Annotated in this window: 7 protein-coding genes and 1 pseudogene; 7 read left to right on the forward strand and 1 reads right to left on the reverse strand. The window is 63.3% G+C overall.

Annotation, left to right across the window (positions count from 1 at the left end; genetic code table 11):
- The 3 genes from CQ14_RS46620 to CQ14_RS22890 all read left to right on the forward strand — a co-directional run.
- Positions 1-256 (forward strand): DUF559 domain-containing protein (locus CQ14_RS46620; protein ID WP_245320458.1); only part of this gene is annotated, 256 nt, incomplete at its 5' end.
- 274 nt (positions 257-530) lie between these two features.
- Complete coding sequence (locus tag CQ14_RS22885; RefSeq protein ID WP_057860093.1) at positions 531-1,163, forward strand: DUF1326 domain-containing protein; 633 nt, start codon at positions 531-533, stop codon at positions 1,161-1,163.
- A 49-nt stretch (positions 1,164-1,212) separates the two neighbouring features.
- Entirely contained in the window at positions 1,213-2,004 is a 792-nt protein-coding gene (locus CQ14_RS22890) for a DUF2182 domain-containing protein (RefSeq protein WP_057860094.1), read from the forward strand.
- Positions 2,005-2,010: 6 nt separating this feature from the next.
- Here CQ14_RS22890 and CQ14_RS22895 read toward each other — a convergent pair whose 3' ends face one another.
- Positions 2,011-2,661, reverse strand: a complete 651-nt coding sequence (locus CQ14_RS22895) for a TetR/AcrR family transcriptional regulator (protein ID WP_057860095.1) — start codon at positions 2,659-2,661, stop codon at positions 2,011-2,013.
- Positions 2,662-2,890: 229 nt separating this feature from the next.
- On the opposite strand from CQ14_RS22895, the gene CQ14_RS22900 reads away from it, so the two are divergent.
- From CQ14_RS22900 to CQ14_RS46625, 4 genes and pseudogenes are all read left to right on the forward strand, one after another.
- On the forward strand, positions 2,891-3,433 hold the full coding sequence (locus tag CQ14_RS22900; protein WP_057860096.1) for an OsmC family protein: 543 nt from the start codon (positions 2,891-2,893) through the stop codon (positions 3,431-3,433).
- 35 nt (positions 3,434-3,468) lie between these two features.
- Positions 3,469-4,611, forward strand: coding sequence for an acyl-CoA dehydrogenase family protein (locus tag CQ14_RS22905; RefSeq protein WP_057860097.1), 1,143 nt, complete (start codon positions 3,469-3,471; stop codon positions 4,609-4,611).
- 50 nt (positions 4,612-4,661) lie between these two features.
- Positions 4,662-5,540, forward strand: coding sequence for a sulfurtransferase (locus CQ14_RS22910; protein ID WP_057860098.1), 879 nt, complete (start codon positions 4,662-4,664; stop codon positions 5,538-5,540).
- Positions 5,541-5,739: 199 nt separating this feature from the next.
- A pseudogene (locus CQ14_RS46625) lies at positions 5,740-6,069 on the forward strand (hypothetical protein); the annotation flags it as partial.

The raw sequence follows: 6,069 nt of genomic DNA on the forward strand, positions 1-6,069 counted from the left end.
CCGGTTTGCCGGCCAGTTCAAGCGCCAGACGCCGGTCGGGCGGCATATCCCTGATTTCGTCTCCTTCGTGCACCGGCTCGCGATCGAACTGGTCAACCCGCACGAGTCGGAGGGCATCGTGGCCGACCGCGCCATGCGGAAGGCGTGGCTGGAGGCGCGTGACTATCGCGTGATCGAGATGAAAGTAGCCGATGTCGAACGCGATCTGGCGACGGAACTTGGGCGGCTGGAAGCCATGCTGCGCGATCCGCAATGAAATCCTAGGGTGGGCAAAGGCGCGCTAGCGCCGTGCCCACCATTCGTCCTCACGGTTCTCTGATGGTGGGCACGGTTCGCTTTGCCCACCCTATGCTGTCCCTTGGCGGACAAACGGGGTAAGCTCGGCTTGCTCGGACAAGTCGCTGGAGTGCCACCTGTCGTGGCATGGGCCGATGCATTGACCGCGACCCGCTCGCATCGATCGCGCATTTGACGCCGGCGAGCCTTCAAGCGGCTGCAGTCCAATCGACAACGCAACGCGGAGGTCTGCCATGGCTACATCCGACTGGCGTCTCGAAGGCGAATGGATCAAGAACTGCACCTGCGCATTTGGCTGCCCGTGCGATTTCAATGCCCTGCCGACCCAAGGGTATTGCAAGGGCGCCGTCGGAATGCGGATCACCAAAGGGCATTTTGAAAAGACGGAGCTCGACGGTTTGGTTTTTGCGGCCGTGGTCCATTTTCCCGGCGCGCTGCACGAGGGCAATGGCCAGTTGCAGCCGATCATCGATGAGCGCGCGACGGCGGAGCAGCGCGAGGCGCTGTTCAACATCATGTCGGGCAAGTTCTCCGCCGAAGGCACGCTATTCCAGATCCTCAGCCTGATCGTCACCAAAATTCACGAGCCGCTGTTCGCGCCCTTCGAGTTCTCGTTCGATAAGAATGGACGCATTGCGCGCCTTGTTGCGAACGGTGTGCTGGAAACCGAGGTCGAGCCGATCAAGAATCCGGTGACAGGACTGCCTCACCGTATTCAGGTCGTGATGCCCGAGGGATTCGAACACAGGGCTGCCGAGGTCGCCTCCGCCAACATCCGCTCGAACGGCGCCATCAAGTTCGACACCCAGGGCACGCATAGTTCGCTGGCCACTGTCGTCCAGACACCGGAGGGGGTGGCGGCCTAGCGCCGCGGCAGAATCCAACTAGTGCCGTTCCAGCATAGGGGGCGGATTAATGGCGGGGACCTGGACGCTCGAGCAGACCCTGCGGCACGATCGCCTGATCGTGGCGATCGGGATAGCCACCGTGGTTGCGTTCTCCTGGGGCTATCTGCTCGCCGGCGCTGGCATCGACATGGGCATGGCCGATATGCCGATGGACCCTGAGCCGTGGTCGCTGGCGCAGGCCGGGCTCATGTTCGCGATGTGGTGGGTGATGATGGTCGCGATGATGGTGCCGAGCGCCGCGCCGACGATCCTGCTGTTCACGGCCATCAAGCGCAGGCAGGCGACGACGGACAGCCCCGTCATCTCAAGCTGGCTGTTCCTTGCCGGCTATCTCGTGATCTGGGCCGGCTTCAGCCTCGTTGCGGTCGCGCTGCAGTGGGGACTTGACCAGGCCGGGTTACTGTCCGGCATGATGGCGAGCACCAGCAGCGTGCTGGCCGGCATCATCCTGCTCACCGCCGGGCTCTACCAGTTCACGCCGATCAAGCGCGCCTGTCTGCATTATTGCCAGAGCCCCATACTGTTTCTGAGCCGGTACTGGAAGCCGGGCGCATCAGGCGCGTTGCGCATGGGCCTGCTGCACGGCGGCTATTGCGTCGGCTGCTGCTGGTTCCTGATGGCGCTGCTTTTCGTTGCCGGCGTCATGAATCTCGCCTGGGTCGCCGCCGTCGCGATCTATGTCGCCTTCGAGAAACTGCTGCCGCACAGCCAATGGCTCAGCCGTGCCGCTGGCGTCGCCCTGATCGTATCCGGCGCTCTGTTTCTGGCTTTCGGAGCCGTGGCTTTCGCGTCGCTCTAGCGGCCGTCATACGGCGACCAACTCGGCGGAACTGCCGGTTCGCTTCGGCTTCTTCACCCTGGAAGGTCCGAACAGATTGCCTGCGGCAAGACCCGCGGTGTCGGCGACGCCGGGATCGCGCGACACCATGGCGGCGACGATGGCGCCGTCGATCAACAGCGCGAGTTGATGCGCGAGCACCTGCGGCTCGGCGGCGCCCATTTCACTGGCGAGTTTTTCGATATGCGCCAGCACCACCTTCTTGTGGCGCAGCGCGATGTTGCGGAACTGTTTTTGGTGTTTGTCGTGCTCGGCGACAGCGTTGATGAAGGGGCAGCCATAGAAGCGTTCCTCGGCGAACCAGCGCTTCAGCGCCGGAAAAATCCGCTTCAGCTTCGCCTGCGCGTCGCCGCCGCCATCCTCCATCGCGCCGATGAACCATTCGCGCCATGCCTTGCCTTCGCTTTCCAGCACGGCATTGACGAGGTTGGTCTTCGATCCGAACAGTTTGTACAGCGTGGTCTTCGCGGTGCCGGCTTCCTCGATGATCGCGTCGATGCCGGTGGCGTTGATGCCGTTCTTGCAGAACAGATGCGTCGCCGCGCTGAGCAGGCGACCGCGCGCGGATTCCTCGTCTCCGGCGGCGAGGTGCTTCTTCTTCGAAACCGATTTGCCCATGCGAGCCAGTTAATCGAACCGCGGCGCAATCATCAAGCCGCATCTTTGCGCCGAAAATAGTCGCTGGCACGCGGCAACTGCATCGCGCGTGAGCACCGTTGCACTGATCAATTTCCAGGCAGGCATCGCTAAGCGACGACAGACATTCGGCTTTTGATTTCGGCCGGTTCTGGCACGCTTAATGCAGGAAACAGAACGTTCGGTATCCTACCCCCAGGGAGAGAAAAAGATGACCGCGGTTGCTCAAAAAACGGTGCTCACGGGCTGCCTGGCCCCGATCGACAAAGGCGGGCTCGAGCAGCTCATCGCCAACGGCAAGGCCAATCCGAAGGTCATCAAGACCTTGAAGTGCAAGACGGTGGCGGAGGGCAAGTTCCGCCACGCCAACTACATCCGCAACCTCGCGCCCTATATCGTCGACGAGCCGCCGGGCCTTTTGGGCGACGACACCGCGCCCAATCCTTCCGAAGCCTCGCTCGCCGCGCTCGGCTCCTGCCTTGCGGTCGGCCTGCACGCCAACGCCGTGCACCGCGGCTGGATCGTCAACAAGCTCGAACTCGAGCTGGAGGGCGATCTCAACATCACCGCCGTCTGGGGCACCGGCGACGTCAGCGAGAAGCCGGTCGGCTTCACGGACGTGCGCGTCAAGGTCGACATGGAATGCGAGGGCATTTCGAAAGCCGAGATCGACGCGCTGGTCACCCACGTCAAGAAATGGTCGCCGGTCGCCAACACCTTTACGCGGCCCGTCAATCTCGAGGTCGGCATCTAACGTAACGCGACGCGTGCAGCAGGGAGCGGGAGATCATGGATTCACTGGCTTTGTCGCGGATCGAAGTTGCAGATCATCCCGCTCCCACGATTGTCGACGAGGTTGCGGGCCTCGCTCGCCGCGAGCTGGCACCGCTCGCGCCGGCGATCGATGCCGGCTCCACCTATCCGGATGCGCTGCTGCGCCGTTTCGGTGAGATCGGCGCATGGGGCAGCCATGTCCCGCAGGAGGGGCCGGCCGACCTGCGCTGCGCCATCCAGTCGATCGCCGCGATCGGGGAGGTCTGCGGCGCCACGGCGTTCATGGCCTGGTGCCAGAACACACTGGTCTGGTACGCCGCGAACTCGACCAATCTGAAGCTTGCACGGCGCTTCGGCGACGGTTTTTCGAGCGGACGGGTGCTCGGCGGCACCGGGCTCTCGAACCCGATGAAGAGCTTTTTCGGTATCGAGCGGCTGAAGCTGAAGGGCCGCAAGGTCGAGGGCGGTTATGTCGTGCGCGGCGCGCTGCCCTGGGTGTCGAACCTCGGTCCCGATCATTTCTTCGGCACCATCTTCGAGCGCGAGGACGAGGGGGGCGGCACCGCAAAAGGCGGGCCGGGCATCGTGATGTTCCTCGCCGACTGCTCCGATCCCGCGATCACGCTACAGCCGTGCAAGCCGTTTCTCGCGATGGACGGCACCGGCACCTATGGCGTCCAGTTCCGCGACGTGTTCGTGCCGGATGAACTGATCCTCGCCGAGTCCGCCGGGCCGTTCGTGAAGAAGATCCGCGCCGGCTTCATCCTGCTGCAGGCCGGCATGGCGCTCGGCTTGATCAAGGATTGCATCGGGATCATGGACGAGGTCGAGCCGCCGCTCGGACACGTCAACCGCTACCTGCCGCAGCAGCCGACGCAATTCCGCGAACTCCACGCCGAGTTCGAGAAGGAGGCGATGGCGCTGGCGAGCGATCCCTATAACTCGGACGACAGCTATTGGCGGCGCGTCGTCGCGCTTCGCTTGCGGCTCGGCGACGCCAGCGTTGCGGCCGCGCATGCGGCGATGCTCCATTGCGGTGCGCGCGGCTACCTGAAGAGCCATCGCGCCCAGCGCCGGCTGCGCGAAGCCTATTTCGTCGCCATCGTCACCCCCGCCACCAAGCAGCTCCGCAAGATGCTGGCCGGCGACGAGCGCTGAAGAGTTTCCGACCGATCCAACCCGCAACCTAAAAACAGGAGAGGCCTGCCATGACGGACGTTCTGATTACTGCCGGCGAACTCGCGGAATTCCTCAAGCATGAGCCGTGTGTCATCATCGACACCCGCAATCCCGAAGCCTACGGCGCGGGGCATCTTCCCGGCGCCGTCAATGTCCATGAAATCTTCACTTATCTGGCGACGTCGACGCCGGAGGGCATTCACGAGCTGAAGACAAAATTCGCCGACGCGTTCGGCGCCGCCGGACTTTCGGGCAAGGAAACCGCTGTTATCTACGAACAGTCGATGAACTCCGGCTTCGGCCAGTCCTGCCGCGGTTACTATCTCCTCACCATGCTCGGCTATCCCAAGGTCAAGGTGCTGCATGGCGGTTACGACGCCTGGGCGGCAGCGGGCCTGCCGGTGACCCAAGAGGTGCCGTCGCCGGTGAAGGCATCGTTCTCGGTCCTGCCGGAAGCGGGCGACATCCTGATCGACGCCAAAACCATGCTCGCCGCCGTCGGCAAGCCGGGCATCGCACTGCTCGACGTCCGCGATATCGACGAGTGGATTGGCGAAAGCTCGTCGCCGTACGGCAAGGATTTCTGCCCGCGCAAGGGCCGCATCCCCGGCGCGGTGTGGCTGGAATGGTACCGGATGATGAAGCCGACCGCGGAAGGGCCGCGGTTCAAGTCCAAGAACGAGATCCTGGCGGAATGCGCCACCGTCGGCATCACAGAGAGTACACCGGTCTATCTCTACTGCTTCAAGGGCGCGCGCGCCTCGAACACGTTCCTCGCCTTGAAGAACGCCGGTGTGAAGGATGTGCGGATGTATTTCGGCTCCTGGAACGAATGGTCGCGCGATCCCGCGCTGCCGATCGAGGAGGGGCTGCCGATGGAAGCCAAGCTCACCACCAAGGCGGCGTAGCGACGCGCTCAATGTTGCCGTCCGATTCCCAGGGAATCGGACCGCAGCAAGGCGGCCTGCGATTCTTGAAGTGATGGCGCGAACTGATGGAACCGCGCCATCGCACCGCTCTGGCGTTCCCGATGTCAGCTGCGTATAATCGCGGCGCAGTCGGGTGGTCGCACGGATGTCGATGGTCTCAGGCAGATTAGGATTTGCATTGGTCGCGGCGATGCTGTGCCTGGGCGCGCAAGCAGCACATGCCCAGGCCGCGGCCGTGAATTACTGGATTCCGGGCTGGCCGATGGGTTTCAGCGGCGATGCGGGCGAAAGCCCGAACGCTTACAGCAGCTTTCCGAGCTTTGATTTCCGCGACGCCGGAAACGGTTCTTCCTATGCGCGCTATAATTTTTCGAACGGCTTCTTTGTCGGCAGCCAGCGCAACACCATGGGCTTCGGCAGCCTTAGCCAGAGCGCGTTCGGCAGTTTCGGCTCGATCTACAGCGAAGGCGTGCAGTTCGGCTACAGCCTCAAGAACGGCGGGGGGCCC

The sequence above is a fragment of the Bradyrhizobium lablabi genome, assembly GCF_001440475.1.
GTDB classification, from domain to species: Bacteria; Pseudomonadota; Alphaproteobacteria; order Rhizobiales; family Xanthobacteraceae; genus Bradyrhizobium; species Bradyrhizobium lablabi.